The organism is Actinoplanes subtropicus (assembly GCF_000721705.1).
GTDB classification, from domain to species: domain Bacteria; phylum Actinomycetota; class Actinomycetes; order Mycobacteriales; family Micromonosporaceae; genus Actinoplanes; species Actinoplanes subtropicus.
The window spans coordinates 42,257-68,110 of record NZ_JOJL01000031.1; the positions used below are offsets into that span (position 1 = coordinate 42,257).

The 25,854-nt window shown below is 69.4% G+C and carries 29 protein-coding genes; 3 read left to right on the forward strand and 26 right to left on the reverse strand.

All coding sequences use genetic code 11. The features are described from left to right. Positions 1-53 precede the first annotated feature (53 nt). The 25 genes from IH26_RS0137720 to IH26_RS0137840 all read right to left on the reverse strand — a co-directional run bounded on the left by IH26_RS0137720 (position 54) and on the right by IH26_RS0137840 (position 21,556). Positions 54-305 (reverse strand): hypothetical protein, encoded by a 252-nt coding sequence (locus IH26_RS0137720; RefSeq protein ID WP_030441072.1) that lies wholly within the window; start codon positions 303-305, stop codon positions 54-56. Then, entirely contained in the window at positions 302-1,822 is a 1,521-nt protein-coding gene (locus tag IH26_RS0137725; protein WP_245665860.1) for a hypothetical protein, read from the reverse strand. Before IH26_RS0137725 ends, IH26_RS0137720 begins: the two co-directional genes overlap by 4 nt. Beyond that, positions 1,812-3,854 carry a flagellar biosynthesis protein FlhA gene (locus IH26_RS0137730; protein WP_030441074.1) on the reverse strand — a complete coding sequence of 681 codons (2,043 nt, stop codon included), beginning with the start codon at positions 3,852-3,854 and terminating at the stop codon, positions 1,812-1,814. Before IH26_RS0137730 ends, IH26_RS0137725 begins: the two co-directional genes overlap by 11 nt. 92 nt (positions 3,855-3,946) lie before the next feature. Further along, positions 3,947-5,038: an EscU/YscU/HrcU family type III secretion system export apparatus switch protein gene (locus IH26_RS0137735; protein WP_030441075.1), complete on the reverse strand. Its 1,092-nt coding sequence runs from the start codon at positions 5,036-5,038 to the stop codon at positions 3,947-3,949. Between the two features lie 13 nt (positions 5,039-5,051). Then, on the reverse strand, positions 5,052-5,816 hold the full coding sequence (gene fliR, locus IH26_RS0137740; RefSeq protein WP_030441076.1) for a flagellar biosynthetic protein FliR: 765 nt from the start codon (positions 5,814-5,816) through the stop codon (positions 5,052-5,054). Then, positions 5,813-6,649: a flagellar type III secretion system pore protein FliP gene (fliP, locus tag IH26_RS0137745; RefSeq protein ID WP_030441077.1), complete on the reverse strand. Its 837-nt coding sequence runs from the start codon at positions 6,647-6,649 to the stop codon at positions 5,813-5,815. The genes fliR and fliP overlap by 4 nt, the downstream gene beginning before the upstream one ends. Continuing rightward, positions 6,646-7,008, reverse strand: coding sequence for a FliO/MopB family protein (locus tag IH26_RS0137750; protein ID WP_030441078.1), 363 nt, complete (start codon positions 7,006-7,008; stop codon positions 6,646-6,648). Before IH26_RS0137750 ends, fliP begins: the two co-directional genes overlap by 4 nt. A 5-nt stretch (positions 7,009-7,013) precedes the next feature. Then, positions 7,014-7,763 carry a flagellar motor switch protein FliN gene (gene fliN / locus IH26_RS0137755; protein ID WP_030441079.1) on the reverse strand — a complete coding sequence of 250 codons (750 nt, stop codon included), beginning with the start codon at positions 7,761-7,763 and terminating at the stop codon, positions 7,014-7,016. Next, entirely contained in the window at positions 7,760-8,677 is a 918-nt protein-coding gene (locus IH26_RS0137760) for a flagellar motor switch protein FliM (protein WP_030441080.1), read from the reverse strand. The genes fliN and IH26_RS0137760 overlap by 4 nt, the downstream gene beginning before the upstream one ends. A 143-nt stretch (positions 8,678-8,820) precedes the next feature. Next, a complete protein-coding gene (locus IH26_RS0137765) occupies positions 8,821-9,276 on the reverse strand; it encodes a flagellar basal body-associated FliL family protein (RefSeq protein ID WP_030441081.1) in 456 nt (151 codons plus the stop codon). A gap of 12 nt (positions 9,277-9,288) precedes the next feature. Further along, the gene (locus IH26_RS0137770) at positions 9,289-10,332 is read right to left on the reverse strand and encodes an OmpA/MotB family protein (protein ID WP_030441082.1); all 1,044 of its coding nucleotides are present in this window, start codon (positions 10,330-10,332) and stop codon (positions 9,289-9,291) included. A gap of 3 nt (positions 10,333-10,335) precedes the next feature. Beyond that, positions 10,336-11,127 carry a motility protein A gene (locus IH26_RS0137775; RefSeq protein ID WP_030441083.1) on the reverse strand — a complete coding sequence of 264 codons (792 nt, stop codon included), beginning with the start codon at positions 11,125-11,127 and terminating at the stop codon, positions 10,336-10,338. Next, positions 11,127-11,408, reverse strand: coding sequence for a flagellar FlbD family protein (locus tag IH26_RS0137780; RefSeq protein WP_030441084.1), 282 nt, complete (start codon positions 11,406-11,408; stop codon positions 11,127-11,129). The genes IH26_RS0137775 and IH26_RS0137780 overlap by 1 nt, the downstream gene beginning before the upstream one ends. A 160-nt stretch (positions 11,409-11,568) precedes the next feature. Beyond that, the gene (locus IH26_RS0137785) at positions 11,569-12,873 is read right to left on the reverse strand and encodes a flagellar hook protein FlgE (RefSeq protein WP_030441085.1); all 1,305 of its coding nucleotides are present in this window, start codon (positions 12,871-12,873) and stop codon (positions 11,569-11,571) included. A 34-nt stretch (positions 12,874-12,907) separates the two neighbouring features. Continuing rightward, a complete protein-coding gene (locus IH26_RS0137790) occupies positions 12,908-13,408 on the reverse strand; it encodes a flagellar hook assembly protein FlgD (protein WP_030441086.1) in 501 nt (166 codons plus the stop codon). Positions 13,409-13,570: 162 nt separating this feature from the next. Next, positions 13,571-14,059: a hypothetical protein gene (locus tag IH26_RS0137795; RefSeq protein WP_030441087.1), complete on the reverse strand. Its 489-nt coding sequence runs from the start codon at positions 14,057-14,059 to the stop codon at positions 13,571-13,573. A gap of 7 nt (positions 14,060-14,066) precedes the next feature. After that, a complete protein-coding gene (locus IH26_RS0137800; RefSeq protein ID WP_030441088.1) occupies positions 14,067-14,429 on the reverse strand; it encodes a response regulator in 363 nt (120 codons plus the stop codon). Further along, a complete protein-coding gene (locus IH26_RS0137805; RefSeq protein ID WP_030441089.1) occupies positions 14,426-14,914 on the reverse strand; it encodes a chemotaxis protein CheX in 489 nt (162 codons plus the stop codon). Before IH26_RS0137805 ends, IH26_RS0137800 begins: the two co-directional genes overlap by 4 nt. Beyond that, entirely contained in the window at positions 14,911-15,288 is a 378-nt protein-coding gene (locus IH26_RS0137810) for a response regulator (RefSeq protein ID WP_245665861.1), read from the reverse strand. The genes IH26_RS0137805 and IH26_RS0137810 overlap by 4 nt, the downstream gene beginning before the upstream one ends. A 14-nt stretch (positions 15,289-15,302) precedes the next feature. Beyond that, positions 15,303-16,148, reverse strand: coding sequence for a CheR family methyltransferase (locus IH26_RS0137815; protein ID WP_030441091.1), 846 nt, complete (start codon positions 16,146-16,148; stop codon positions 15,303-15,305). After that, positions 16,145-17,083: a chemotaxis protein CheB gene (locus IH26_RS0137820; protein WP_030441092.1), complete on the reverse strand. Its 939-nt coding sequence runs from the start codon at positions 17,081-17,083 to the stop codon at positions 16,145-16,147. The genes IH26_RS0137815 and IH26_RS0137820 overlap by 4 nt, the downstream gene beginning before the upstream one ends. 13 nt (positions 17,084-17,096) lie before the next feature. Next, positions 17,097-17,969, reverse strand: a complete 873-nt coding sequence (locus IH26_RS0137825) for a hypothetical protein (RefSeq protein ID WP_030441093.1) — start codon at positions 17,967-17,969, stop codon at positions 17,097-17,099. Further along, entirely contained in the window at positions 17,969-18,406 is a 438-nt protein-coding gene (locus tag IH26_RS0137830; protein WP_030441094.1) for a chemotaxis protein CheW, read from the reverse strand. The genes IH26_RS0137825 and IH26_RS0137830 overlap by 1 nt, the downstream gene beginning before the upstream one ends. Then, positions 18,407-20,770 (reverse strand): chemotaxis protein CheW, encoded by a 2,364-nt coding sequence (locus IH26_RS0137835; RefSeq protein ID WP_030441095.1) that lies wholly within the window; start codon positions 20,768-20,770, stop codon positions 18,407-18,409. It lies immediately after the preceding gene. Between the two features lie 87 nt (positions 20,771-20,857). Further along, positions 20,858-21,556: a response regulator transcription factor gene (locus IH26_RS0137840; RefSeq protein ID WP_020513053.1), complete on the reverse strand. Its 699-nt coding sequence runs from the start codon at positions 21,554-21,556 to the stop codon at positions 20,858-20,860. 295 nt (positions 21,557-21,851) lie between these two features. Here IH26_RS0137840 and IH26_RS0137845 point away from each other — a divergent pair, with 295 nt between their 5' ends. Continuing rightward, on the forward strand, positions 21,852-22,355 hold the full coding sequence (locus IH26_RS0137845; protein ID WP_030441096.1) for a CAP domain-containing protein: 504 nt from the start codon (positions 21,852-21,854) through the stop codon (positions 22,353-22,355). A gap of 73 nt (positions 22,356-22,428) precedes the next feature. Then, positions 22,429-23,694, forward strand: coding sequence for a carbohydrate-binding protein (locus IH26_RS0137850; RefSeq protein WP_084599423.1), 1,266 nt, complete (start codon positions 22,429-22,431; stop codon positions 23,692-23,694). Positions 23,695-23,834: 140 nt separating this feature from the next. Here the strand turns inward: IH26_RS0137850 and IH26_RS0137855 are convergent, their stop codons facing one another. Continuing rightward, positions 23,835-24,905 carry a UDP-N-acetylmuramate dehydrogenase gene (locus IH26_RS0137855; protein ID WP_084599425.1) on the reverse strand — a complete coding sequence of 357 codons (1,071 nt, stop codon included), beginning with the start codon at positions 24,903-24,905 and terminating at the stop codon, positions 23,835-23,837. A gap of 59 nt (positions 24,906-24,964) precedes the next feature. On the opposite strand from IH26_RS0137855, the gene IH26_RS0137860 reads away from it, so the two are divergent. After that, on the forward strand, positions 24,965-25,783 hold the full coding sequence (locus IH26_RS0137860) for a maleylpyruvate isomerase family mycothiol-dependent enzyme (protein WP_030441099.1): 819 nt from the start codon (positions 24,965-24,967) through the stop codon (positions 25,781-25,783). The last annotated feature ends 71 nt before the right edge of the window (positions 25,784-25,854 follow it).

Sequence of the window (25,854 nt, forward strand, 5' to 3'; positions counted from 1 at the left end):
CGCACGGACGCCGGTGGACATCTTCCCCATGTCCACCGGCGTTCCGTCGTTTGTCAGGCGGGGTTCTCCACCTCGTGCACGTCCACCGGAGTGGGCGTGACGGCGGTGGCCTCCGGCCCGTCCTCCTCGGTCCGGCCGTAGCCGGCCGTCACGAACCGCAGCGCGGCCAGCAGCAGCGCCGCGATCGGCACCGCGATGATGAACCGGAGCAGCACCTGGGTGAGGTCCAGCTGTTCGAGCACGTAGCGGTACAGCGCGGGCGCGCTGATCACGAACGCGAAGAGCAGGACCGACGGCCGGATCACTGTCGTACGCTGCGGGCCGGCCGCCGCGGCGGTGCTGACACCGGCATCACGTCGGTGGCGATCCGGGCGCAGAGCATCGCGGCCCAGACGTGCGGCGTGGCCGCCTTGCCGTCCAGCGAGTAGATCGGCAGGTCGAGCCCGAGCACCGAGGCCGGGTCGGCGGTGATGTCCACGCTGTGCACCACGAGCGCCTCGACCTCGCCGAGGGTCCGCAGGTGCCGGGCTGTGTCGGCGGTCTTGCGGGTGGCGTCCACGATCGCCCAGACCGCGGTGGCCCCGATCGCGTCGCACATCTCGTTGACCCACAGCGGGTCGGTGCCGCCGACCGGCGCGTCCATCACCACGATCCACGCCTGGTCGGCGTTGTGCAGCTTCTCCGCCCGGGTCTCGGCCCCCTCGCGGGTGGAGATCAGCCGGGACGAGTGCAGGCCGGTGCCGGCCGTCGACTCGGCCGCGATCAGCAGGTGGTTCTCCGGCACGCCGATCTGGTCGAGCAGGTGCCGGCCGATGGTCACGCCGAGGCTGAGGTCCCCGGCCAGCACCAGGATCTCGCCCGGGCCGTCCGGGATGCCGGGCGCCGACGGGCGGGCCGCGAGCACGCTGAGCACGCCCGCGTACGTGTCCGCGCCGGTGATCTGCCGGGCCATCGGCTCCGGCATGCCGACCGACATGAGGTTGCGGACCACCGGCTCGTTGTCCGGGGCCGGCGCGGCGTGCGCCGGCGAGGTGGCCATCGGCTTCACCGCCGGCGCGGCCGGGGCCGGCGTGGTCGCCGCCCGCTCGGCCTCCGGCACGGCGATCGGCGCGTCCTCCTCGACCTCGACGTCCCCGGCCAGCCCGCCGATCCGCTCGGCCAGGCTGGGCATGCTCGCCTTCGGCGGCGTGTTCACCGGGGTTTCGGTGGCCGCGGCGGGACGGAACGGGCGGACCGTCGGGGTGTCCTCGCCGCGCAGTGGCGTCGAGGTCGGCGGCCGCGGCGGGTTCCGTTCGAAGCCGGGCTCGGTGTTGGTCTCCAGGCCCGCCATCAGCTCGGCGAACGCCGCGCTGGTGTCGCGGACCGCGGCGCCCCGGCTGAGGTCGACATCCGGGATCGCCTCCTCCGCCGGCCGGGGCTCGGCCGCGCGCGGTGGCTCGGCCGGCCGGGGCGCGGCGGCCGGCCGGGCCGGAGCCGCCGGGCGGGAGAACGTGGTTTCGCCGGGCCGCGCCGTGCCGAAGGTGGCAGGCGTGACCGTACGGGCCGGGCGGGCCGGCTCGTCCATCCGATCCTGGGTCTCGGCCCGCTCGAGCAGCCGCTCGAGGGTATGGCCGTTCTCCCCGGTCATCGTTCGTTTCGCCATGTCATTCCTGTCCTCGTTCGGGTCCGGAACCTCCACGGAGAGCTCGTAATGCTGCTTCGCGAAGAAGCCACCGACGCCGCCACTGCGGACCTTGTCGGCGGAGATGATCCGGACACCGGAGCCGTACTCATCGCGTACCTGAGCCAGCAAAGGCTCGATGGCCGGTCCCTCAAGCAGCACCCGCGTAGGCACCGTTCACCACCCCTATCGTCTCGATCTGTGCTGTGGAACCAGAGATTTCGCCGTACGACAGCACCTGCACCCGGCGTGAGCCGGCGCGCAGCAGTCGCATCAGTGGCAGCCGCAGCTGTGGCGAGCAGGCGAGCACGGGCGAGAGCCCTTGTTGCTCCGCCGTCTCGGCAAGGCGAGCGGCCTCGCTGACGATCGCCTCGGCACGCAAACCGTCGATCGCCATGAAGGCACCGGTCTCGCTCGGCCGTAACGATTCGAGCAGTTGTTGCTCGAGCATGGGATCGAGGGTGATCACCGTGAGCTTGCCGCCGGTCGCGTACTGGGCGGCGATGGCCGGGCCGAGCGCGGCACGGGCCGCCTCGACCAGGCCGTCGTGATCGACGGAGATCTTCGCTCGCAGGCTGAGCGCCTCGAAGATTCGGACCAGGTCGCGAATGGGCACGCCCTCGTCCAGCATGGCCTGCAATACCTTCTGGATCTGACCGAGGCTGAGCAGCGACGGGGTCAGTTCCTCCACGACGACCGGATGGGTGCGCTTGACCACCTCGGTCAGCGCCCGGACGTCCTCGCGGCCGAGCAGCCGGCTCGCGTTGCTGCGGACCACCTCGGCCAGGTGCGTGATGATCACACTGGCCCGGTCCACGACCGTCGCCCCGGAGAGCTCGGCCTGGTAGTGCAGTTCGGCCGGCACCCACTTGCCGGGCAGGCCGAAGACCGGTTCGATCCCGGCGCGGCCGGGCAGCCCCTGCAGGCCGTCGCCGATCGCGAGCACCGTGCCCGGCGGCGCCTCGCCGGTGCCGGCGTCCACCCCCGAGATCCGGATCGCGTACGAGGAGAGCGGCAGGTCCAGGTCGTCGCGGGTACGCACGGGCGGCATGATCACGCCGAGCTCCATCGCCATCTTGCGGCGCAGGGCGCGTACCCGGTCGAGCAGGTCCCCGCTGCTGGCGTCGACCAGGTCGACCAGGTCCGGGGAGAGGGCGAGTTCGAGCGGGTCGACCCGCATCTCGCCGAGGAGCTGTTCCGGGGAGTCCGGGGCCGGCATCTCGACCGCCTCGGTGACCGCGGTCTCGGCGTCCGGCACCGGGTCCTTGAGCCGCTGCGCGAGCACCAGGACGGTCGCGCCGACCAGCAGGAACGGGATCTTGGGCAGGCCCGGGATCACGCAGAGCGCGAGCGCGGCGCCGCCGCCGATCCGCAGCGCCAGCTTGTTCTGGCTGAGCTGGGCGGTGACCGTGGAGCCCATGTCGCCGGAGGTGGCCGAGCGGGTCACGATCAGACCGGTGGCGACCGACAGCAGCAGCGCGGGCACCTGGGAGACCAGGCCGTCGCCGACGCTGAGCAGGCTGTACTGGTTCATCGCGTCGGTGGCCGACATGCCCTGCTGCAGGAGGCCGACCGCGAAGCCGCCGACCAGGTTGATCAGCGTGATGATGACGGCCGCGATCGCGTCGCCCTTGACGAACTTGGAGCCACCGTCCATGGCGCCGTAGAAGTCGGCCTCGGCGGCCACCTCGGCGCGGCGCTTCTTGGCCTCGGCCTCGTCGATCAGGCCCGCGTTGAGGTCGGCGTCGATCGCCATCTGCTTGCCGGGCATCGCGTCGAGGGTGAACCGGGCGCCGACCTCGGCGACCCGCTCGGCACCCTTGGTGACCACGACCATCTGGACGATCACCAGGATCAGGAAGATCACCAGGCCGATGACCAGGTTGCCTCCGACCACGAAGCTGCCGAACGCGTGGATCACCTTGCCGGCGTCGCCGTCGCGCAGCACCAGCCGGGTGGCGCTGATGTTGAGCGCGAGCCGGAACAGGGTGGCCACCAGCAGCAGCGCGGGAAAGACCGAAAAATCCAGCGGACGCTGTACGAACATGCTGGTCAGCAGGATGAGCAGGGCGCCGGTGATGTTGAGCGCGAGCAGCAGGTCCAGCAGGAAGGTCGGCAATGGTACGACCATCATGATGATGATGCCGATGACCCCGACGGGGACGGCAAGCCGGCTGACGTTGCGGTTCTTCACGACACCTTCCCGAGTGCAGGGTGTGGCTCACCCATCAGCCCGATCCTCCCTCGTTGGAGGGACGCATGTGAGGAAATCTCCTAAATTTTCGGTTATGCGGCTGTTGGGGCGGAGTGTGGGTTGCGGTGCAGACCAGCAGCAGAGCCACGCGCTTTAAGACTCATCACGAACGCCAGCACCTTTGCCACCGCCGCATAGAACTCGGCGGGGATCTCGGCGCCCACGTCGCAGCCGCCGTGCAGGGCCCGGGCCAGCGGCACGTCCTGCACCATCGGCACCCGGTGCTCGGCCGCCAACTCGCGGATCTTGGTGGCCACCGGGCCCTGCCCCTTGGCCACCACCCGGGGCGCGCCCTTGGTCGGCTCGTACCGCAGCGCCACCGCCACGTGCGTCGGGTTGACCAGCACCACGTCGGCGGTCGGCACGTCGGCCATCTGCCGGTTGCGGGCCATCGCCATCTGCCGGGCCCGGATCTGGGCCTTGACCAGCGGGTCGCCCTCGGCGTTCTTGTTCTCCTGCTTGACCTCCTCCTTGGTCATCCGCAGCTGCTTGTTGGTACGCCGGCGCACCACGAAGTAGTCGGCCGCGGCCATCACGATGCCGGCCACCGAGGCCGCCCGGATCAGCCCGATCGCGGCGTCCTTGACCGTGGCCAGCAGCGCCGCCAGCGGCAACTGGCCGGCCGTCATCAGGGTGGGTATGACGCCCTTGGTCGTGCTGTACAGGACGGCGGCCAGCACCGAGGTCTTGACCAGCGCCTTGGTCGCCTCCCAGAGCGCCTGCGGCCCGAACATCTTCTTGATCCCGGGCAGCGGGTTGAGCCGGTTGAACTTCGGGATGAACAGCTTGGTGGCCACCCGGATGCCGCCCTGCGCACCGGCCGCCGCGATGCCGACCGCCATCAGCGTCCCGGCCAGCGGCAGCACCGCCCAGGCCGCGCTCATCCCGGCGTCCTTGAGCAGGTGCATCGCCAGGGTGGGATCGGGGTTCTGGATGATCTCGGGGACCTTCGCCATCAGCTCGCGGGCGTGGTCGATCGCGGCGCTCATCGTCTTGGGCAGCATGATGCTCGCTGCCAGCATCCCGAACCAGGCGCCGATGTCCTGGCTGCGGCCGATCTGGCCTTCCCGCTTGGCCTTCTTCAGCCGTTGTTGAGTCGGTTGTTCGGTCTTCTCGCCGGCCATCCCACCTCCTCCGCTAGCCGCCGGTCAGCTTGAGTACGGCGGTGACCGACCGGTCGACCAGTGACTCGATCACCGGCGGCAGGGTGCTGATGGCGATCCCGGAGAGGACCAGCAGCAGGAAGATCTTGGCGGGGAACCCGAGCTGGAACGCGTTGAGCGCGGGCGCGACCCGGTTGAGCAGGCCGAACGCCACGTCGGTGAGGAACAGCACGACCACCAGCGGGCCGGCGATCTGCAGCGCGGCCAGGAACATCTCGCCCATGCCCCGCAGCAGCAACTGGCTGAAGGTGGCCAGGTCGAAGGTGACGTTCAGCGGCATCGTCCGGAACGACTGGAGGAACCCGCGCAGGATCACCATGTGACCGTCGGTGGCGAACAGGATGGTGACCGCGACCAGGTTGTAGAACCGGCCGAACACCGAGCTCTGGTTCTGCGACAGCGGGTCGTACGCCATCGCCAGGGTGAAGCCGCCGAACAGGTCGAGCAGGTCGCCGGCCGCCTGCAACGCCGCGAACAGCAACGCGGTGATGAAGCCGAGCGCGGCGCCCACGAAGATCTGCAGCACCGCACTGGCGATGATGTCCGCGGTCCGCAGCGACGGGACGGTCCCGCGCAGGTACGGCGCCATCGGCAGGGTGAGCCCGACCGACAGCAGCGCCTTGACCGTGCCCGGGATGTTCCGCGAACTGAACGGCGGGGCGATCATCATCCACGCCCCGGTCCGGGCCGCGCCGAGCATGACGGCGATCAGCTCGGCGATGGGCACGTTCCAGTTCATCGGTACGACGCCACCAGCGCCGTGAGGATCAACCCCCAACCGTTGACCAGCACGAAGAGCAGCAGCTTGAACGGCAGCGAGACGGTCACCGGGGGCAGCATCATCATGCCCAGCGACATGAGGGACGCCGAGACCACCATGTCGATCAGCAGGAACGGGATGAAGATGACGAAGCCGATGATGAACGCGGCCCGCAGCTCGGACAGGATGAACGCCGGGATCAGCGTGGTCAGCTGGACCGCGTCCTTGTTCTTCGGCTTCGGCTGGCCGGACAGCTTGATCATCAGGCCGACCTCGTCCTCGCGGGTGGTCTTCCACATGAAGTCGCGCAGCGGCTGGACGCCGTCGTGGAAGGCCGCCGACTGGGTCTTGTCGCCCTTCAGGTACGGCTGGACGCCCTGCTGGTTCATGGCCGAGACGGTCGGGCCCATGATGAACAGGCTCAGGAACAGCGCCAGCCCGGCCAGCACCTGGTTGGGCGGCATGCTGGTCAGGCCGAGCGCGTTGCGGGTGATCCCGAGGACCATGAAGATCTTGGTGAACGACGTGCAGAGCAGCAGCAGGGCCGGGGCCACCGAGAGCACGGTCAGGCCCATCATGATGACCAGCGAGGTGGCCGGCTTGCTGCCGTCCGGGTTGGTGCCGTTCACGTTGAGGTTGATGCTCGGCTGGGTCGGCTTCACCGGCGGCGTCGGCTTCGGGACGCGATCCGGCAAGGCCACGGCTACCACAGCCGGCGCCGGCCGCGGCTCGGCCGAGGCCGCGCCCGGTAACAGAACGAGCGCCAGCCCGGCGGTCGCCAGCAGGAGAAGGATCGCGCGTCGCATCTTCATTGCCTCGATGTCCGGTCGCGAAGAAAATCGAGAGTCTTGTCGAGCCGGCCGGCCGTGGCCTCCGGGTGCGCCCTCGGCAGGTCGATGTCCCGCCGCTCCGGCTGCGGCTCGAAGTGGGTCAGCTCGGCCTCGCCGAGGAAGCTGACCTGCTGCTCGGTGATCCCGAGGATCATCGCCCGGTCGGCGACCTTCACCACGGTGACCGCGGCCCCGCGGGTCAGCTGCTGCCGGTTCAGCACCGCGAGCTGGCCGTGCGCCCGGCCGCCGCCCAGCGGCCGGCGTACCACTCGCGCCAGCGCCCACATCAGGCCCAGGACGACGAACAGCGAGAAGCCGATCCGCAGGACGAGCTCGAACAAGGCCGTTACCCTTCGGCGCCCGGCGTGACGATCTCGGTGATCCGGATGCCGAAGTTCTCGTCCACCACGACCACCTCGCCGCGGGCGATCAGCCGGCCGTTGACCAGCAGGTCGGCCGGGCTGCCGGCGGCCCGGTCCAGCTCGACGATTGCGCCGGGGTTGAGCGAGAGGAGCTCCCGCACGCTCATCCGGGTGCGGCCGAGCTCGGCGGAGACTTCCATCTCGACGTCGTGCAGCATGTCGAGGCCGCCGCGGAGCACGGCCGGCGCGACGCTCGGCGTGGCCACGTCGAGCTGGCCGGGCTCGTCGCTCGGCCACGGGCTGAGCGCGAGGGCGAGCACCGCCCGTACCTCCTCGCCCTCGACCAGCGGGATCACCACGGCGTCGTCCTTGGCGGCGAGCGCGCTCAGCGCGACGCCGGGCTCCATGACCACCCCGGGGTCGAGCACCACCGGCCCGAAGACCCGGGCCGCCGCCTCCAGGGCCGGCCGCACGGCGGCGGTCAGGTCCAGCTCGCCGAGCGGGCTCTCCTTGAGCGCGTCCGCGAGATCCTGGCCGACCACCACGACGACCTCGCCGGTGGCCGCCCCGCTGAACCTGGCCGTGACCGCCTGGCCCTCGGGCAGGGCGTCCGCGAACGCGGCGACCGGCGCGGCGACGGCGAGCTCCCGGCTGGTGGGCAGGACGGCGAGCGCGGCCTGGGCGGCGTTCCGGGCGAGCGCCAGCTGCGGTGCGGTGATGGTGGGCGCGGTCATGGGCGGCCTGACTCCTTGGACGACTCCGGGGGCGACGGCACCACGAGGCAGGCGAGCCGGGCGCCCTGATTACCGGGAACTGCGTGAGCGAAAACGGTCTCGTTGACGGTCACCTCGAGCGGCCGGGTGGTCGCGTGAGCCAGCGGCACGACGTCACCGGGACGCAGGTCCACGATGTCATCGGTACGCATGCGAATGGGCTGGAATCGCACCGCAACGTCGATCGGAGCCGCGAAAAGTCCGGCCGTGAGGTTGCGCAGGGAGAGGTCGCGGGTGGCCCGCTCCTTGTCGCTGAGCACCACCGTCTCGGTGCGGGACAGCACCGGAAGGATCATGTTGAACGGCATGCAGAGGCTGGCCAGGCACTCCTCGGCACCGATCTTCATGTCGAAGGTGGCTACCACGCAGGCGTCGCCGGGCGCGTGCGCGCGGAGGAACTGGGCGTTGTACTCGATCTCCTTGAGCTTCGGCGACATGTCCACCAGTTGCTCGAAGCCGTACCGCAGTTCGCCCAGCATCCGCTCCATCAGGCCGCGCAGCAGCGGCATCTCGACCTCGGTCAGCGGACGCTCCGGCTGGGGTCCGCCGGGGCCGCCGAGCATGTGGTCGATAGCGGTCATCACGGCCGAGGACGACATCTCCATCAAGGCCGTGCCGGGCAGCGGGTCGAGATGCACCACGCCGATCACCGTGGGGTTCGCCAGCGAGGCGACGTACTCGTCGTAGTTGAGCTGCTCGATCGAGGCGAGCGTGACGCTGCTGACCACGCGCAGCCGGGTGGTCAGCAGGGTGCCGCAGCTGCGCGCGTACGTCTCGAACGCGATCTGCAGCGTGCGGACGTGTTCCCGGGAGAGCTTGATCGGGCGGCGGAAGTCGTACGGCGCCGGCCCTCCGCCTTGGCCGCGACGTGACATCTTGCCCGGGGATCGTGTTGCGGAGGTCACGACGTCCCCATCGGCTCATTTCCGGTGGCGCTGAGCGGGAGGGCCGTTTTCCGGCGAAGATCGGCGAATGGGCGGATTCACCGGAGTGAACCCGCCCATCCGTGTTGTCCGGATTACTGGGTCACGAACGCCGTGTAGTAGATGTCCATGACCATCTCCTTCTTGTTCTCCGTGTACGCCTTCACGACCTTGGCGACGAGGTCCTCCTTGATCGCCGCGCGGCCCTTCTCGGTGGACAGCTCGGCGACGGTCCGGCCGGTGTACTCGTCGATCGCCAGCTCGATCGCCTCGCTGGTGTCCAGCGTCTCCGAGCCGGCGTCCGCGGTCTGCTGGAGCGAGAACTGGAGCTTCAGGTAGTGCGAGTCGGCCAGGTTGATGGTCAGCGCGTTCTCGATCGCGGTGATCGAACCCTTGTCCGGGGTCTTCGCCGCCGAGGCCGAGTCGCCCCGCATCATGAAGAACGCCCCGCCGCCACCACCGAGCAGCACGACCGCCGCCACGATGATGATCAGCATCATCTTGTTCGACTTCTTCGGCGCCTCGGCAGCGCCCTCTTTCTCGTCAGCCATCGGATGCCCCCGTCAGTCGGTCGTGGTCGTGGTAGCGGTGGTGGAAGTGGACGTGCTGGTGGTGCCGGCGCTGTTCGCCGCGGCCGCCGCCTTCTCGATCGCCTCGGCCTGGGCCGTGGTCTGACCGGTGTGCAGCTTGGCGTCGGAGCCGGCCGCGGCCGGCAGCAGCGCCGCCTGGTCGGCCGGGAGCGTGGTGAGGACGACGACGTCCACCCGGCGGTTCATCGTGATCGACCGCGGGTCGGCCGGGTCGATCAGCGGCTTGGTGTCGGAGAAGCCGACCGCGCTGAGCCGGTTCTTGGCGATGCCGTGCCCGGTCAGGTACCGGACCGTGGTCGAGGCCCGGGCCGCGGACAGCTCCCAGCCGCTCGGGTAGTAGGTGGTCACGGCCTTGAGCTGGTTGGTGTTGCCGTCGACCTCGATGTTGTTCTTGAGCTTCGCCAGCGTCGGCGCCAGCGCGTCGAGGATCTTCTTGCCGCCCGGCTGCAGGTCGGCCCGGTTGCCGTCGAACACCACCTCGTTGGTGACGATGGTGACCACCAGGCCGCGCCGGTCGATGGTGAACTGCACCGCGTTGAGCAGCTTCGCCTTGGCCAGCGCGTCGGACAGCTTGTTCTCGAGCTTCTTGAGGTTCGCCGCCTCCTTGGCCGCCGCCTGGGCGCTCTTGGAGGCCTTCGACCGGTCCTGGGCCTGGACGGCGGCCTCGACCGCCGCCTTCTCCTTCTCGGTCATGTTTTCGGTGCCGGTCTTGCCGTCACCCGGGTTGGCGCCCGGGTCGATCTTCACGATCTCGGACGACTGGCCGGCGCCGTCGAGCGTCGAGACCTGCCCGGAGAACGCCGCGCTCTGCGCGCCGAACCCCGAGGACAGACCGGACGCGAGCTCGGCGAACTTCTTCATGTTGACGTCGGACATCGAGTACAGCACCACGAAGAGCACGAACAGCAGGGTGAGCATGTCGGCGTACGACACGAGCCAGCGCTCGTGGTTGACGTGCTCCTCGTGTTCCTCGTGGGCGGCTTTCCTGCGCCGGGCGCCCCCACCGCCTGAGCTCATCGGTTACGCCGCCTTCTTGGTGTTCGCGGCCGCCTCGGCCTTCTTGGCCTCGTCCGGCGGGAGGAGGCTGCGGAGCTTCTGGGCGACCAGACGCGGGTTGGAGCCGGCCTGGATCGCGAGCACGCCGTCGACCACCAGCTCCATCTCCTCCGCCTCGACCGCACTCAGGCGGCTCAGGCGGGACGCGATGGGCAGCCAGATCAGGTTGGCGGTGAGCACGCCCCAGAGGGTCGCGACGAACGCCGCGGAGATGGACTCGCCGAGGCCGGCCGGCTTGGACAGGTTCGCCAGCACGTGCACCAGGCCCATGACGGTGCCGATGATGCCGATCGTCGGGGCGTAACCGCCCATGTTCTCGAAGAGCTTCGAGCCCGCCTTGTCGGCCTTCTTCTTGGCCGCGATCTCGGCGTGCAGGATGTCGTGCAGCTCCTCCGGGTCGGTGCCGTCGATCGCCAGCTGCAGGCCGCGCTTGAGGAACGGGTGCTCGACCGTCTTGACCGCGTCCTCGAGGGCCAGCAGGCCCTCGCGGCGGGCCCGCTCGGCCAGCTTGACGATGTTGTCGACGAGCTTGGTCGGCGGCGTCACCTTGGCGAGGAACGCCTTCTGCATCTGCTTGCCGATGCCGGTCGCGTCCTTGAGCACGCCGCCGGCCATACCGGCCATGAACGCGCCGCCGAACACCAGCAGCATCGACGGGATCAGCAGGATGGAGGCCGGCGAGCCACCCTCCAGGATCTGGACGGTGAAGACGATCGCCAGGGAGGCGACCACACCGACGATGGTTGAGATGTCCATCAGCGTTCCTTCCGGTGCAGCGGGAGCACCTTGGCGTCGTGGTCGTCTTCATCGGAAGACTGGGCGATGGCCGTGGGCTCGGCCTCCATGCGGCTCGCCTGGGCGATCAGCGAAGCGCGGTAGTGGCGCACCGAGTCGATGAACTCCGGCACGGATTCGGCGATGACGTACTTGGTGCCGTCCACCAGCGTGACGACCGTGTCGGGCGTGCACTCCACACGCTCGACCAGGTCCGGGTTCAGGGCGAACACGGCACCGTTGATGCGGGTAACGAGGATCACTTACATCCGTCCTTGGGTGGTGGTGTGGTCCTGGGCTGGTGGGCCGTCCCTGGCCCGTCACTGAAACCATCGACCGCTTGACAGTTGCGGATGAGATCCGCCCGGTCGCCTTACGGGTGCAGCCGATCGGTCAAAAGGCAGCGGCCGGACTGAATAACTACTAACGCTTCATGCTGACGAGCTCCTGGAGGATCTCGTCGGAGGTGGTGATGACGCGGGAGTTGGCCTGGAAGCCGCGCTGCGCGATGACCAGGTTGGTGAACTCCTGGGCGAGGTCGACGTTCGACATCTCCAGGGCGCCGCTGATCACCTGGCCCATGCCGGCGCTGCCCGGCTGGCCGACCTGGGCGTAACCCGAGTTGACCGTTGAGCGGTACATCGAGTCGCCGGTCTTCTCGAGGCCGTTCACGTTCTTGAAGGTGGCCATCGCGACCTGCCCGAGGACCTCCTTCAGGCCGTTGCTGTAGACGCCGATGATCTGGCCGGTGTCCGAGACCGTGTACGACAGCGAGGTCAGCGCGCCGGCCGTCTGCCCGTCGGTGTCGAACACCCGGGCGTCGGAGAGACCGGAGAACGACGTGATGTCGGTGACGTCGACGTCGTACGGTCCGTCCGGCGCGGTGCCGATCCCGGTGAGCTTGGTGACCGCGGTCCCGGCGCCGTCGGTGGACTTGCCGTTCTCGAAATGCAGCGTCTGCTGGGTGCCGACGGCGATCGTCTGGCCGGGGTTGGCCGGGTCGTCCTTGCTGAAGTCCACGGTCCAGGTCGACGTGTTGGCGATGTTGTCGTTCGCCGTCCGGGTGAACTTCGCCAGGACCGTGTGGGTGGAGCCCTGCGGGTCGTACACCTTGACCGGGATGGTGGTGACGTAGTTGCCGGTGTTGGTGGCGCTCGGCCCGGAGTTCGTCGGGTTCAGCGGGTCCGGGACGTCGTCGCTGCTCAGGTTGCCCTTGAGCGTGATGGCCGAGGTTCCCTTGGGGGAGATAGTGGCGCCCAGCGGCATGATGATGTCGCCCGGCTTGCCCGCCGCGTTGACCACGCCGTTGGCGGCCGTCCAGCCCTGCACCGCCTCGCCGGTCGCGGTGACCAGCTTGCCGTTCGCGTCGAACGAGAAGGAGCCGGCCCGGGTGTAGAGGTCCTCGTTACCGCTGCGGGCGATGAAGAAGCCGTCCCCCTGGATCATCATGTCGCCGGCCCGGCCGGTGGTCTCCTGGGAGCCCTGCGACCAGTTGGACAGGATGCCGGCGTTGCGCACACCGAGGCCGACCTGCGCCGGGTTCGTGCCGCCCTGACCGTTCTGCGGGGCGCCGGCCGCGCCGATCATCTGGCTGAGCGTGTCCTGGAACTGGACGACACTGGCCTTGTAGCCGACGGTGTTGACGTTCGCGATGTTGTTGCCGGTGACGTCCATCATCTGCTGGTGGGCGTGCAGGCCACTGATGCCGGAGTAGAGAGAGCGCAGCATTTACTTGTTTCCTTCGCGGGTAGGGAACACGGTGTCAGGTGGTCGCGGGACCGGAAGCCGGCTTCACCGTCGTTGGCTTTTCCGACTGCGGGGCCGCCGGACCGGTCGAACCGGTCGCCGGGGCCGTCGAGAGGACTTCCATGACCTTGGACAGCTGCACATCCGTGTTCCCGATCCGAAGCATCGGTTCGCTGTCTCCGTTGAGCTTGGCGGCCGAGATGACACCCGACTGCTGAGCGCCGTTCTCGTCCATGTACGTCACGTTGTGACCGACCAAGCCGCTCACGCCGGTCAGGCGCTGCGACTTGAGCAGGTCGGCGATGTCGCCGAGCTTCTCGACCTGGGTGAACTGGGCGGTCTGCGCCAGGAACTGGGTCGAGTCGGCCGGGTTGCTGGGGTCCTGGTACTTGAGCTGGGCCACGAGCAGCTTGAGAAAGGTGTCCTTGTCTCCGAGCTCCTTGGACTTGGCCTTGTCGCCCGAGACGGACGACGTCGGACCGGTGATTCCGGAAACTCCCGAGGTCGGCGAGGTCATGACTTCTCCTGTCCGTTTGCTTGCTCGACCTAAGCTTCGACCGCACCCCGATTTTGCTTAGCCACAACCTTCCGACCGCCCCGCCCACCACCCACAAGCGGAACTGAAGACCCAAAAAAAGCGGGCCCGCCGTGAGGCGGACCCGCGACGCGATGCGCTCGGTCAGGGCGCGAGGGACAGGCTGAACTTGCCCTTGCCGTACCGGTTGACCTCGACCTGCAGGTCGACCCGGCGGCCCAGCGCCATCAGGTTGGCCCGGGCGTCCGCCGGCAGCGGGTCGCCGGGGTAGACCACCTGGTAAAGCTTGATGTGCGGACCGCCCTCCCGGTTGAGCAGGCTGGTCAGCACGTTGCACAGCTCGAAGACGTTCTCGGCGAGATTCGGGAACAGCTGCTTCTCGTCGATGCTGTCCTCGGCCGCGCCGGCCGGGAGCAGGCCCAGTGCGGCGCCCGCGTTGGCGGCCAGCGGCAGATCCATGCCGAGTACGCCGTACACCTTCTGCGCGGTGTCGGTGAAAATCGCGACCGTGGCCGTCGGGATCTCCTCGGCGGAGATCGGATCGCCGGGGCTGACGGTCACTTCGCGGCCGAGCAGGTCCTCGAAGAGGTTGCGAACGGCCAGAGTGCCAGGAAGAACCGAGACATCGGACATGTCGTAATCATCCCAAAATAGGAGCGAAGACCTCATCGAATCGCTCAGCCGAGAAGGGCTTGACGATGAAAAAGAGTGCGCCGGCGGCCTGAGCCTGGTCCTTCATCTCCGGCGTGCTCTCCGAGGTCACGAAACCGAACTTGACGTCACTGCCCGACGCGCGCAGTTGCCGCAGCACCTCGATGCCGGTCATCTCGGGCATGTTCCAGTCCGAGAGGACCAGATCCGGGTTCTCCGACTTGGCCATGTCGAACGCCTCGCGCCCGTTCGAGGCCTCGATCAGATCGTGGTCACCGAAACCGGCCTGGCGCAGGGTGCGCACCACGATCTGCCGCATCACGCGGCTGTCGTCGGCGATGAGTATCTTCATGCGCCTTCCTCCTGGTTGTTGTCCGAGCTGCTGTGCCACATGGAAATGGACACGGGTTCGCCGTCCCAGATGCCGTAGACGCCGCTGATCCGCGTGGTGTTCGGGAACCGCGCGGACGATTCGGGTGCCAGCACCACCTGGGGCAGGGAGAGAAAGGCGCCGGGCGGCAGCATCGCCTTCACGTTGCCGCCGACGATGTTCGCGAGTTCGCCCAGCACGTCCGTGAGGTCCTCCTGGCTGACCTCCTCGGCCTCCATCGCCAGGAAGGCGGCGGCGGCACGGCGGGCGGCCTCGGTGGAGGACGCGTACACGATGTGTCCGGTCCATGACCCGGTGATGGAGACCGAGGAGTGCACCTCGGAGGGCTGGTTCTCGTCGTACGTCGGGATCAGCGGGTTGATGCCCTCCGGATCCAGGTACGACTCCCAGACCTGTTCCACCATCTCGGCGAGGTCGTTCTCGTTGACCTCGACTTCGACGCTCATGAGTTCGCTCCGGTCGGGACGAGGCCCAGCAGGGCCAGTTTTTCGATCATGGCGCCCTCGGTGAAGGGCTTGATCACGTACTCGTGGGCGCCCGCGGCGAGCGCTCGCACGATCTGGCTCTGTTCGCTCTCGGTGGTGACCATGACCAGCGTCATCTCGCGCAGACGCGGGTCGGCCCGGACGTTCGTGACGAACTCGAGCCCGTTCATGTTGGGCATGTTCCAGTCGATGAGGGCCAGATCCGGCACCTCGGTCATGTCGGCGAGCAGGTTGAGTGCCTCTTGGCCGTCGCCCGCCTCCACCGCGTCGAAGTTGAGCTTGGTGACAATGCGCTTGAGGATCATGCGCATCGCGCGGGAGTCGTCGATCACCATGGCGCGCATCTGCGTCATCCCCTTCTCGCGGCGCCTGCGGGCGCCCCAGTACGAACTCGGTAGGCGGAGGTGCGGCCGGCGGCCACCCGCTCGTAGTTGTCGTCGATCCCGATGGTGGTCTCGGCCGCGCCGAGGAAGAGCCACCCGTCCGGGCGGAGCAGCTTGGCCACGTTCTGCAGCACCGTCCGCTTGGTCGCGACGTCGAAATAGATCAGGACGTTGCGCATGAACACGACGTCGAACGGCTGCATGGCCGGGAGCGGCGCGGTGAGGTTCATCAGCTTGAACGACACGTTCTTGCGCAGCTGCGGGGTGACCCGCCAGTGTGCGCCGGCCCGCTCGAAGTACTGCACCAGCTGGCTGGCCGGCAGACCGCGGTTGACCTCGACCTGGCTGTACTCGGCGGTCTCGGCCCGCTTCACCATCTCGGTGGAGATGTCGGTCCCGACGATCTCGTAGGACCACCCGGGCGGCAGCGCCTCCGAGAGCGTGATGGCGAGGCTGTACGCCTCCTGCCCGCTGGAGCTCGCGCCCGACCAGAACCGGACCTTGCGGGCGGCCGAGCGTGACTTGACCAGCTCGGGCAGGATCACGTCGGTGAGCGCCGCGAACGGCTCCCGGTCCCGGAACCACGAGGTCTCGTTGGTGGTCAGCGCGTCGATGATCTTGCGCTGATGCGCCGGGTTCGGCCGGCGCTGGAGCTCGGCCAGGAACTCGTTGACGTTGGCCGCGCCGACCGCCCGGGCGACCGGGATGAGCCGGGCCTCGACCAGGTACTCCTTGCCCGGCGCCAGGACGATCGAGGCCTCCTTCCGGACCAGCGTCGAGACGAAGGCGAATTCGGTCTGGGAAAGTGTCATCGCGCCACCGCCGCGGATCGGCCGGTCTTCACCCGGTTGACCAGAAAGGCCGCGATCCGGTCCAGCGGCAGGATCTCGTCCGCCAGGCCGGCGCTGACCACGGCGCCCGGCATGCCCCAGACCACGGAGGTGGCCTCGTCCTGAGCCAGGATCTCGGCACCTGCGTCCCTCAGCACCTTCGCACCACCTCGTCCATCTTGTCCCATTCCTGTCAGTACCGTGGCATACGCCGATGCCCCGTAGAGGGCCGCGACCGACCGGAACATCACGTCCACGGCCGGGCGGCAGGAGTTCTCCGGGGGCGCGCCGCTGAGCTGGGTCAGCGTCGCCGTGCCCCGGCGGTGCAGCACCAGGTGCGAGTCGCCGGGGGCGATGTACGCCCAGCCCGCGGTCAGCTCCATCCCGTCGGTGGCCTCGACCACGTGCAGCGGGGTGCTGCGGTCCAGCCGCTCGGCGAACATCCGGGTGAAGACCGGCGGCATGTGCTGAGTGATCACGATCGGCACCGGCAGATCGGCCGGTATGCCGGTCAAGACCTTGGTGAGCGCGTCCGGGCCACCGGTGGACGAGCCGATCGCCAGGATGTCGACCTTGCCGCCGGGGGCGCGCTTGGCGCCGGCCCGGGGCGCGGCGGCCGGCGGACCGGCGGGCGGGGGACCCCGCCGGGCGGGGGCCGCGGGGGGCGGGGCCGGGGCCGCCGGCCGGGGCGGCGGCGGGCGGCGCGCCGGGGCCCCCCGGGGCGCGGCGATGCCGTCCATCTGCGGCATCTCGATGTCCATCGTGATCACGTCGGGCTTGAGCTGGTCGATCTTCGCCTGGGCCAGCAGTCCGTTCGATGCCGTGCCGACGACCTCGATGTTCTCGGCGCCGCCGAGGGCGTCGACGATGAGCCGACGGACCACCACGGAGTCGTCTACGACCAGGACCCGAATCATCCGACCACCCCCTTCACCCGAGCCACGCGGGGCCCAGTGCCGCCACGACCGGTGCGAGCAGCCGATGCGCGGTGGAGGTGTCCAACAGGTCACGGACCACCAGCGCCTGCACGGCACCGCTGAGCATGTTCCAGACGCCACCGGCCCGATCGGCCAGCGGAATGTCGGCCGTGTCGACGGCCTGTACCAACAGCATCTGCGCCGCGGCGGCGGTGCGGACCCGTTCCGAGAGATACGCGGCCCAGGAAGCCGAATGGACGGCCGGAGACCAGCCGCCCGCGTTCCGTCGCGCGTCCTCCGCCGAGGACACCAGCCGGTTCAGGTCCGTCGACCGCAGCGAGCGGAGACGGTCCAGCAGGGCCGACACCGTGTAGTGGTGCGGGCCCAGGTCGATCGGCGCGCCGACCGGAAGCTTGCGCATGGCCGACACCCAGCCCGCACCGAGGCGCCGGCGGCTGTCGTCGTCCAGCACCTCACGCAGGTAGCTGCCCACCGCCGCGTCGCAGAGCAGGGCGGTGGCCGCGGCGGCCGTGTCGCTCTGTCGCGCCTCCCGGCCGGTGCCGGTCCAGGTCCACGACATGACGTCGTACCGCAGGCAGGTCAGCAGCGCGTCGACCGAGCCGATCGGGGCCCGCTCGACCAGCGCGAGGCTGCTCGCCGGGTCCTCCTTGGACATGCCCTTCAGCGACGGCATCCGGCGGGCCGCGCTCTCCACCTCGACCCACAGCGGGCCGCGGACACCCTCGTCCGGCAACCGCTCGGCGAGGATCGGCAGGTCGTCGGTCTGCAGGCGCAGACCGCGCAGCACCACCTCGGCCGTGGCCGACCCGCCGGCGAGGCGGGTCAGGTCGAAGCCGAGGACCGGGGCGCTGACGAGGCTGTACATCAGGTGGTGGCACGGGTGGTGTCGACGGCGGCGGTGACGTCGAGCGCGAGCATCAACCGCCCGTCCAGTTTGAAGGTGCCCACGACGAGTTCCCGGGTCGGCCCGCTGAGCGTGTCCGGCGGCGGTTCGAACCGCTCGTCGTCCAGGTCGACCACCTCGCCGATCTTGTCGACCACCAGGCTGACCGGTTCGCCGTCGCCGCGCAGGATCACGTTCATCACCGGGCCCTCCAGCGCCTTGCGGACCATGCCCAGCTGGACCCGCAGGTCGACCGCGGCGATCACCTGGCCGCGCAGGTTGAACAGCCCGCCCACGGCCGGCGGCGCGAGCGGCACCGGGGTGTACTCGTTGTACGAGAGCACCTCCTGCACGGTGTGCACCTCGACGCCGAAGAGCTGACCGGCCACCTCGAAGGTGGCGAACTGTCGGCTCGCCATCTAGGCCTCCACCAGCATGTCGTCGTTCTCCAGGTCGGTGTAGAAGTTCGGGTCGGCGGCGAGGATGGCCCGGCGCACGTCGAGCAGCTCGGTCACCCGCTGCTGGATGACCGCGGTGCCGACCAGGCCGTCCTCCTCGGCGTCCCGGCGCGCGGTGGTCGAGTTCTCCGCGATGTCCACGATCCGGTCCACCACCAGCGCCACGCTCCGTCCGCCCTCGCTGTAGACGACCACCGACACGGTGTCGCCCTCCGGCTCCTCGCCGTACGCCCCGAGCAGGTGCGACAGCCGCACCAGGGGCAGGATCTGGCCGCGGTACTGGACCACCTCGCGGGAGCCGGCGTGCTCGATCCGGTCGCGCGGGAACTCCTCGAGCCGGGTGACCGTGTCCAGCGGGATCGCCACCCGCCGCTCGCCGACCGCGGTGACCAGCAGCCGCTCCCCGGTGCCGCTGCCGGCTTTCGCCCGGGCCGAGGCCTCCATGTTCTGCCGCTCGGCGTCGGCGGTGAGGTGGCTGCGCCGGGCCAGCGAGGAGACGTCGAGGATCAGGCCGACCTTGCCGTCGCCCAGGATGGTCGCGCCGGCGTACAGGCCGATGTCCTTGAACCGGCTGTTCAGCGCCTTGACCACGACCTCTTCGGTGTTCAGCACCCGGTCCACGACCAGGCCGAAGCGCCGGCCGTCGGCCTGCAGCACCATGATGTAGACGCCCTGGTCGCCGCTGGGTTCCAGGCCGAGCGCCTTGTCCAGCCGGACCAGCGGGAGCAGCTTGCCGCGCAGCCGGTAGACGGGCGCGCCCGACGCGTACTCGATCTTGGTGGAATTTCCGTCGATGAACACCAGCTCGAGCACGGCGACCTGGGGGACCACATACCGCTGTTCGCCGCAGTCGACGGTCAGCGCCTGGATGATCGCCAGGGTCAGCGGGATGGTGAGCCGCCAGACCGTGCCCTCGCCGGGCGTCGAGTCGACGCTGACCGCGCCGCCGATGTTCTCGATGTTGGTCTTCACGACGTCCATGCCGACGCCGCGGCCGGACACGTTGGTCACCTTGGCCGCGGTGGAGAAGCCCGGCTGGAAGACCATCGCCATGATGTCGCGCTTGTCCATGTTCGGGATCTGCTCGGCGCGGAGCAGCCCGTTCTCTACCGCCTTCTGCGCGATCCGCTCCACGTTCAGGCCCGCGCCGTCGTCGGCCACCTCGACCGCGACGTGCCCGCCCTCGTGGTACGCGCGCAGCGTCAGCGTGCCCTCGGGACCCTTGCCGGCCGCCGCACGGCGTTCCGGCTCCTCGATGCCGTGGTCGACCGCGTTGCGCACCAGGTGGGTCAGCGGGTCCTTGACCGCCTCGAGCAGGCTCCGGTCGAGCTCGGTCTCCTTGCCCTCCATGACCAGCTGGACCTGTTTGCCGAGCGAGTTGCTCAGGTCCCGGATGACTCGGGGCAGCTTGGACCAGATGTGCTCGATGGGCTGCATCCGGGTCTTCATGATGCCCTCTTGCAGCTCACTGGTGATCATGCCGAGCCGCTGGGCGCTGCGCACGAGCGTCGCGTCGCCGACCTCCATCACGCCGCGGACCAGCTGGTTCCGGGCCAGCACCAGCTCGCCGACCATGTTCATCAGCGTGTCGAGCAGGTCGACGTCGACCCGGATCGCGCTGTCCGCGATGCTGCGCTTCGGCGCCTGCTGCTGCAGCGCATCGCTGACCGCGGCCGGCTTGGCCTTGCCCTCGTCGAGCAGGATCGTGCCGAGCTTGCGCTCGTCGCCCTCGATCTGCTGCGCCAGCGCCGAACCGACGTCGGAGGCCTGGGCCCCGCCCTGCTCGACGAGGATCTCGCCGAGCGGCTTGCGCTGGTTCTCGACCGGCTCGGGGGCGGCCCGCTTGGGCGTCTCGTCGAGGGGTTCGGGTTTTTCGTCGGCCGGCTTTTTCGCGGCCGGCGGCTCGGCGGCCGGGGCCTCGGCGGCCGGGGCTCCCTCGCCCGCCTTCATCTGGGCGTTGACCTGCGCGATGATGCTGTCGATGTCGACGTCGCCCTCGGCCTGCGTCTCCTCGATCGAGGAGAGGATCGAGCGTACGCCGTCGATCGTCGCCAGCAGGGTGGTGATCGTCGAAGGGGTCACCGGCATCACGCCGTCCCGCAGTTTCGACAGCAGCGACTCGCCCGCGTGGGCCAGCTTCTCCAGGCGGCTGAACGCCAGGAACCCACTGGTGCCCTTGATCGTGTGGATCGCCCGGAAGATGCGGGAGATCAGGTCGCGCGAGTCCGGTTCCTGCTCGAGGGAGACCAGGTCGCGGTCGATCTGGTCCAGGTTCTCGTGGCTCTCCATGAGGAATTCGCCGACGATTTCACCAAGGTCTTCCACGCTCATGTACCTCCAACTCGGCTTCCAGAGCTCTCATCGACGGTTACGCCCGTCATCTGAGAACACCGGTGACCAAGACGACGGAAATCAGGACTCGCCGCCGGGCCGGCGGTAGCGGTAGCCGAATCCGCGGACGGACTCGATGGGGGATTCGTCGGGATCGGACCAGCCGAGCTTGCGGCGCAGCCGCAGCACGGCGAACTTCACCCGTTCCTGACCGATGCCGGTGGGGTCGTCCCAGGCCTGGGTCAGCAGCTGGTTCGGGCTCAACACCGCGCCGGCGTGCCGGACCAGCGCGTTGAGCAGCCGGAACTCGGTGGGTGTCAGGCGCTTCTCGTCGCCCTTCACGTACACCCGGCGCTTGGTCGGATCGAGGTGCACCAGGCCGTCGTCGTAGACCTGGCTGGCCCAGCTGTTCTGCCCACTGGACGAGCGGCGGAGCAGGGCCTCGACCCGGGCCAGCAGCTCGTTGTTGGCGAACGGCTTGGTCAGGTAGTCGTCGGCGCCGCCGCGCAGGCCGCGCACCTTCTCGGCCTCCTGGCCGTGCGCGGTCAGCACCAGCACCGGCACGTCGGAGACGTCGCGCAGCCGCTCGAGCACCTGCCAGCCGTCCATCTCGGGCAGGCCGACGTCGAGCACGACCAGGTCGGGGTGCTCGGCGTACGCCTCCTTGAGCCCGGTCCGGCCGTCGCCGGCGTGCGCCACCTCGTAGCCCGCCCGGCTGAACAACAGCCGCAGAGCAAGCGCGATGTCCGGGTCGTCCTCGACGACGAGAAGGCGACTCATCGTGTGCTCACCCCGCCCCATCCCTCGCCGTATTTATCCACGCAAAGACCCCGATAGCGTGATGTCACGGCCTATTTACGGACAGTGACAGTCTAGCGAGCTATCCGGCCCACGGGGGCGGATCCGGCCGGGGGTTTGAGTGACGGCCGAGGCGGGTGCGCCGGGCCATCCCACCAGCCTGACACTTTTGCGTAGGCCAATGCCGGTTTCCGCCAAATAAGGGACGTACGGCCGAGAAACGGGTGCGATATCCCTGGTGGGCGATCAGGCCCACCCCGGACCCCGGAGGCACCCCGTGCTACGACGTCTCGCCCTGCTCACGGCCGCACCCGCGCTGCTGCTGACCAGCTCGCCGGCGTGGGCGGCAGTGCCGGCGCCACCCCTGCCCGCGGACGCACCGGCCACCGCCGTCACACCGGCCGAGCTGATGTCCGAGGTGGTCACCATGACCAACCAGCAGCGGCACGCCAACGGGTGCGGCCAGCTCGCGGTGGACTCGGAGCTGACCGTCGCCTCGGTCCGGCAGAGCCTGTACATGGCCCGGACCGGCCTGTTCAGCCACGTCTGGCGGGACGGGACGACGTTCGTGGCCCGCTCGCACGCGGCCGGGTACGCCGAGCCGTCCGGCGAGAACATCGCCTGGGGATACCGCACCGCGGCCGAGGTGATGGCGGCATGGATGGCCAGCCCGGGGCACCGGGAGAACATCCTGAACTGCGAGGCGCGCTCGATCGGGACCGGCGTCGCGTACGGCCAGAACGGTTTGCCGTATTACACCCAGGTCTTCGGATACCAGTGATCTATTGACAAGCCTCGCTGGGCCCTTCTATTAGTTAGGTTAACTAACCTGACTTCTCCCGAAGAAGGTCCCCATGCGCCGATCCCTCGTGGCGGCAGCCGCGGCCGCCGCCTGTGCGACCGCGTTCGTCGCCGCCACCACTCCCGACGCCCAGGCCGCCACCACCTCACGCATCCCCGCCCACGTGTTCGCGCCGTACTTCGAGGCGTACAACGGCGACAGCCTCTCCGGGCTGTCCAGCCAGTCCGGCGACAAGTTCCTCACCCTCGCCTTCGTGCAGACCCCGAGCCGCGGCTCCTGCACGGTCTACTTCAACGGCGACACCTCGATGCCGATCGCGTCGGGCACCTTCGGCTCCGACATCAGCGCGATCCGGGCGTCCGGCGGCGACGTCATCCCGTCGTTCGGCGGTTACGCGGCCGACAACGGCGGCACCGAGATCGCCGACAGCTGCACCAGCGTGGACTCGATCGCCGCCCAGTTCGAGAAGGTCATCACCACCTACGACGTCACCCGGCTCGACCTGGACATCGAGGACAACTCGCTGACCAACACGGCCGGCATCGACCGCCGCAACAAGGCGATCAAGAAGGTCGAGGACTGGGCGGCCGCGAACGGCCGGCTCGTCGAGTTCAGCTACACCCTGCCGACCACCACGGCCGGCCTGGCCGACTCCGGCCTCGCCGTGCTGCGCAGCGCGGTCAGCAACGGCGCCCGGGTCGACATCGTCAACATGATGACCTTCGACTACTACGACGGCGCCGCGCACAACATGGCCACCGACACCCAGACCTCGGCCAACGGCTTGGTCGGCCAGCTCAAGGCGCTCTACCCCGGCAAGACCACCGCGCAGCTGTGGCAGATGGTCGGCATCACCGAGATGATCGGCATCGACGACTACGGCGCGGCCGAGACCTTCACCCTGGCCAACGCGCAGACGGTCACGAACTGGGCGAAGAGCCAGGGCATCCGGTCGCTGTCGTTCTGGGCGCTGCAGCGGGACAACGGGGGCTGCCCGGGCGGTGGCGCGGCGGACAACTGCTCCGGCGTCGCCCAGAGCACGTGGCAGTTCAGCAAGACCATGCAGTCGTTCACCTCCGGGACGACGACCACCCCGCCCACGACCCCGCCGACCACGCCACCGACCACGAAACCCACGAACCCGCCCACGACGCCGCCGACCACCGCGCCGGGGACGACGACCTGGGCGCCCTACACGGCCTACACGGTCGGGCAGATCGTCACCTACGACGGCAAGCGTTACCAGTGCCGCCAGTCGCACACGTCCCTGCCGGGCTGGGAGCCGCCGAACGTTCTCGCTCTTTGGCTGCCGCTCTAGGAACCATGCACGTCAAAACCATGCGGACGTACGAGGAAGGGGGTCACCGCCGATCCGGTGGCCCCCGCCTGCCCAACGCGACCACCCGCGACGAAAGGCCGTGGACGCGACTCTCGCGTGAGTGGTGGGGCCGGCAGCGGTCAAAGCTCGCAGTTGACCAGCACCGGCTCGGGGTGCAGCTCGATCCCGAACCGGTCCTGTACCCCGTCGCGGATCGTGCGGGCCAGGCCGAGCAGCCCCTCGGTGGTACCCGCGCCCCGGTTGGTCAGCGCCAGCGTGTGCTTGCTCGAGATCGCCACCCGGTCCCCGGCGAAGCCCTTCGGGAAGCCCGCGTGCTCGATCAGCCAGGCCGCCGGGATCTTCACGGTGCCGTCCTCGCCCGGCCAGTGCGGCGCGTGCGCCAGCCCCAACTGCGCCCAGCGCTCCGCCGACACCACCGGGTTCGTGAAGAACGAGCCGACCGACCAGGTGTCCTTGTCGTCCGGGTCGAGCACCATCCCCTTGCCCGCCCGCAACTTAAGGACCGTGTCGCGGGCCTGCCGCAGCGGTACCTGGTCGCCGGCCTCCACGCCCAGGCCGCGGGCCAGCTCGGCGTACCGGATCGGGGCGGAGTCGCCGCTGACCGTGAGCCGGAAGTCGACCTCGGTGACCAGATAGCGGTCGCTGTGCTTGAAGACGCTCGACCGGTACGCGAACGCACACTCCAGCGGCGACATCGCCCGGATCGTGTCGTGCTCCCGGTCGTAGGCGTGCACGGCCACGATGGTGTGGGCGACCTCCTGCCCATACGCACCGACGTTCTGGATCGGGGTGGCGCCGGCCGAACCCGGGATGCCGGACAGGCACTCGACCCCGGACCAGCCGTTGCTCACGGCGTACTCCACAAAATCGTCCCAGAGCTCGCCCGCGGCAACCCGCAGCACCACACTCCCGGCCCGCGTCTCCACCACCTCAATCCCGCGCGTACGCAGCAACAGCGCCTCGCCGGGGAAGCCCGCGTCGCCGATCACGACGTTGCTGCCACCGGCCAGCACCAGCAGCGGGCGCCCCTCGGCCGCGGCGTTACGCACAGTAGCGACCGCTCGGTCCGTTTCGGTGACGACGGTCAGCGTGCCGGCCGGACCGCCGAGGCGTAGCGTCGTGTACGCCCCGAGCGAGTAGGCGGGTGTGTCGAGTTGGCGTGGGCGACTAACGTCAGGCACGACGTTCACCCTAGGCTCAACGGGCCAAGGGCACTCATCGGCGGTCCGGTGGAGTGGAGAGAATCGCGATGAACAGGATGCACGCGACGAAGGACTTCTGGCTCGCGGCCCTGCGGGCGGACAGTCCCGCCTTGCAGGATGCGGTGGCGCAGGCCGGGCCGGATGCCGAGGTGCCCTCCTGCCCGGGGTGGACCGGTGCCGACCTGGTCGAGCACGTGACCACCCTGCTGCACTGGGTGCGCGAGACGGTGCCGCGCGGCACGACCGGCCCGCCGACCACGCGACCCGGCGACTACCGCACGGCCCCGAAGGGGCCCGGATTCTCCGCGCCGTCCGAAGGACCAGGCGCCGGTAGCAGCAGAGCCTGGGAGCAGGCGCTCGACGAGCTGCGCCGCGAGCTGACCGGCACGATCGAGACGCTCGAGGCGGTGGAGTCCGACTTCCCCGCGTGGAACTGGGCGCCGCAGAGCAAGCAGGCCGGCTTCTGGCACCGCCGGATGGCCCACGAGGTCTCGGTGCACCGCTGGGATGCCGAGGCCGCGGCCGGCCGCCCCACCCCGATCGAGACCAAGCTGGCCGCCGACGGGGTGAGCGAGGTGCTCGACACCTGGCTGCCGGCCGGCAAGCGCAAGGGCCCGACCGACCTGCACGGCGTGGTCCACCTGATGGCCAGCGACGCCGGGCACGAGTGGTTCGTGCGGCTGCGCGGCCCCGGGGTGGCGCTGCTCGACACCGCCACGATCCTGGATTCCGACGATCACCACGCCCGGGCGCAGGCGACCGGCACGGCGAGCGACCTGCTGCTCGCGCTGATGGGCCGGCAGCGGCTGGATCGCCTGGTGGTCACCGGTGATCCCCGGCTGATCGGCGCCTTGCGGACGGGCTGACCCGATTAAATTCGTCTTACCGGCGTCTCGCGGGTTCGTATGGGCCCCTATGATTAACCGGTTAAGTTGAG

What these genes read in the sequence shown, in the direction of transcription:
- IH26_RS0137735 (WP_030441075.1), bottom strand. Translation starts at nt 5,038, where the DNA reads ATGGCCGGCGAGAAGACCGAACAACCGACTCAACAACGGCTGAAGAAG.
- fliR (WP_030441076.1), bottom strand. Translation starts at nt 5,816, where the DNA reads ATGAACTGGAACGTGCCCATCGCCGAGCTGATCGCCGTCATGCTCGGC.
- fliP (WP_030441077.1), bottom strand. Translation starts at nt 6,649, where the DNA reads ATGAAGATGCGACGCGCGATCCTTCTCCTGCTGGCGACCGCCGGGCTG.
- fliN (WP_030441079.1), bottom strand. Translation starts at nt 7,763, where the DNA reads ATGACCGCGCCCACCATCACCGCACCGCAGCTGGCGCTCGCCCGGAAC.
- IH26_RS0137760 (WP_030441080.1), bottom strand. Translation starts at nt 8,677, where the DNA reads ATGTCACGTCGCGGCCAAGGCGGAGGGCCGGCGCCGTACGACTTCCGC.
- IH26_RS0137765 (WP_030441081.1), bottom strand. Translation starts at nt 9,276, where the DNA reads ATGGCTGACGAGAAAGAGGGCGCTGCCGAGGCGCCGAAGAAGTCGAAC.
- IH26_RS0137770 (WP_030441082.1), bottom strand. Translation starts at nt 10,332, where the DNA reads ATGAGCTCAGGCGGTGGGGGCGCCCGGCGCAGGAAAGCCGCCCACGAG.
- IH26_RS0137775 (WP_030441083.1), bottom strand. Translation starts at nt 11,127, where the DNA reads ATGGACATCTCAACCATCGTCGGTGTGGTCGCCTCCCTGGCGATCGTC.
- IH26_RS0137785 (WP_030441085.1), bottom strand. Translation starts at nt 12,873, where the DNA reads ATGCTGCGCTCTCTCTACTCCGGCATCAGTGGCCTGCACGCCCACCAG.
- IH26_RS0137790 (WP_030441086.1), bottom strand. Translation starts at nt 13,408, where the DNA reads ATGACCTCGCCGACCTCGGGAGTTTCCGGAATCACCGGTCCGACGTCG.
- IH26_RS0137795 (WP_030441087.1), bottom strand. Translation starts at nt 14,059, where the DNA reads ATGTCCGATGTCTCGGTTCTTCCTGGCACTCTGGCCGTTCGCAACCTC.
- IH26_RS0137800 (WP_030441088.1), bottom strand. Translation starts at nt 14,429, where the DNA reads ATGAAGATACTCATCGCCGACGACAGCCGCGTGATGCGGCAGATCGTG.
- IH26_RS0137805 (WP_030441089.1), bottom strand. Translation starts at nt 14,914, where the DNA reads ATGAGCGTCGAAGTCGAGGTCAACGAGAACGACCTCGCCGAGATGGTG.
- IH26_RS0137810 (WP_245665861.1), bottom strand. Translation starts at nt 15,288, where the DNA reads ATGGTGATCGACGACTCCCGCGCGATGCGCATGATCCTCAAGCGCATT.
- IH26_RS0137815 (WP_030441091.1), bottom strand. Translation starts at nt 16,148, where the DNA reads ATGACACTTTCCCAGACCGAATTCGCCTTCGTCTCGACGCTGGTCCGG.
- IH26_RS0137820 (WP_030441092.1), bottom strand. Translation starts at nt 17,083, where the DNA reads ATGATTCGGGTCCTGGTCGTAGACGACTCCGTGGTGGTCCGTCGGCTC.
- IH26_RS0137825 (WP_030441093.1), bottom strand. Translation starts at nt 17,969, where the DNA reads ATGTACAGCCTCGTCAGCGCCCCGGTCCTCGGCTTCGACCTGACCCGC.
- IH26_RS0137830 (WP_030441094.1), bottom strand. Translation starts at nt 18,406, where the DNA reads ATGGCGAGCCGACAGTTCGCCACCTTCGAGGTGGCCGGTCAGCTCTTC.
- IH26_RS0137840 (WP_020513053.1), bottom strand. Translation starts at nt 21,556, where the DNA reads ATGAGTCGCCTTCTCGTCGTCGAGGACGACCCGGACATCGCGCTTGCT.
- IH26_RS0137850 (WP_084599423.1), top strand. Translation starts at nt 22,429, where the DNA reads ATGCGCCGATCCCTCGTGGCGGCAGCCGCGGCCGCCGCCTGTGCGACC.
- IH26_RS0137860 (WP_030441099.1), top strand. Translation starts at nt 24,965, where the DNA reads ATGAACAGGATGCACGCGACGAAGGACTTCTGGCTCGCGGCCCTGCGG.